The organism is Bacillus sp. AF62, assembly GCF_050312695.1.
Taxonomy (GTDB): domain Bacteria; phylum Bacillota; class Bacilli; order Bacillales; family Bacillaceae_G; genus Bacillus_A; species Bacillus_A cereus.
The window spans coordinates 1-1,461 of record NZ_JBNPJZ010000125.1 but is presented as its reverse complement, the minus strand read 5'-3'; the positions used below and the strand labels follow the sequence as shown (position 1 = coordinate 1,461).

Genomic DNA, 1,461 nt, shown 5'->3' with positions numbered 1-1,461 from the left:
TTTAACATTTGTGTGTTAGTCTTATTCAACTCGTTTATACTATCGTTTTTCTTTAAAAATCCATTAGCACCTAGTACAGATACACCGCGTTCTTCGATATCAGCAATCAAATTGGTTTTGATATCCCACATTGCCATGTAATCCTCAACTAAATCAAGAAAATGTCCGTGAATGACACCGTTTGACCTCATTTGACCTAGTAAATCATCACGAATCTTATCTCGTAAATTAGTATGTTCTTGTAATGCATCTTTCCAATGTCGTTTACGCCAGGTATCTCGGACAGTAGTTTCAGCAACACCATATTTTGTAGCAATATCAGCGTATGACATGCCATTTTTATAGTCTTCAAAAGCCAATTCATAGTTCTTTTTCTTGATTGTCACGGTATCACCACACTTTCATTTATGAATTTAGATGTCGAAATAACATGCATTTTTTCTCTGTTCCGCGCGCGAAAAGCAAAAAATAAAAAGACAAATCTCCCCCCTGCGTTGCTCGGTCCCCCAACAAAATTGTTTCTATATTTTGACCGGGGGGGCTCAGGAAATTTATCTTACATTATTTTATAGCTAAACCAAAGAATCGCTCAGCATATTCAATAACAATGTGAGCTTCCTTTAATGACATGTTTAGATCCTGTTCTAGCCAATGTTCACGTAGACTTTTCTTTACTGTTTCAAGTGTAGTCTTCTCGCATGCTCTTGGATTACATATGTGACGTATCTGTTTGTATGTTGTGTAGATATCAGTCTTGAATTGTTTATATAAAGAAGTGTCAGCAGTTGTACAACCATTAGATTTCTTTCGTTCTATTTGTCTTATGATATTTAATTCATACTTGTTTCCTTGTATCGTTAGGCTGTCCACACTTACCTACCACCTCTCCTCATCTACTATCGTGCAGCGCTTCTTCACTATATTCTTCTCTTTGCCGTGTTCTTTGTTATGGCATGGAATGCATAGCGTTTCTAGGTTGCTTAATACGTACGCTAAGTCTGGTCTGTCACGTAACTCTTTGATATGGTGAACGTTCCTACCTTTGCTATACTTACCTTTTCGTTTGCACTTCTGGCACTCACTGTTATCTCGTTCAAGTGCTACTATTCTTATGTGCTTACGCCAATATGGGTGCTTATAGAATTTAATCATATTATCTTGCTCATACAATTTAATGATTTCTTGTATTGTTAAAGGTTGCATTTATATCACCCTCACTTTATTCAGCAAAATAAAAAACATTTATATATTTACCAATTCACGTTTATTTTTGGTCTAAAAAACCAAATCAAACTATATACTATATCATGGGTAGAGAACACACTGTATAGTCCAGACATAAATCACCCCCAGTGACATTTATGTAAATAATACAGTTCTTCTCTCCCTCCAATTTATTTCTTCTTTTTTGTTCAAAAATCGTTTAATTTACATATAAAAAAGCACCGTGAATGGATGCTA

The 1,461-nt window shown here is 35.2% G+C and carries 3 protein-coding genes; all 3 read right to left on the bottom strand.

Annotated elements, in window-relative coordinates:
* On the bottom strand, positions 1 to 386 hold a 386-nt coding region (locus ACQRBL_RS29380), incomplete at its 3' end, for a helix-turn-helix domain-containing protein (protein ID WP_097983844.1).
* 175 nt (positions 387 to 561) lie between these two features.
* On the bottom strand, positions 562 to 870 hold the full coding sequence (locus ACQRBL_RS29375) for a hypothetical protein (RefSeq protein WP_411996832.1): 309 nt from the start codon (positions 868 to 870) through the stop codon (positions 562 to 564).
* Positions 871 to 876: 6 nt separating this feature from the next.
* Complete coding sequence (locus tag ACQRBL_RS29370; protein WP_411996833.1) at positions 877 to 1,152, bottom strand: HNH endonuclease; 276 nt, start codon at positions 1,150 to 1,152, stop codon at positions 877 to 879.
* Positions 1,153 to 1,461 lie beyond the last annotated feature (309 nt).

Excerpts from the sequence above, each read along its gene's own strand:
- ACQRBL_RS29370 (WP_411996833.1), bottom strand. The coding sequence starts at position 1,152 with ATGATTAAATTCTATAAGCACCCATATTGGCGTAAGCACATAAGAATA.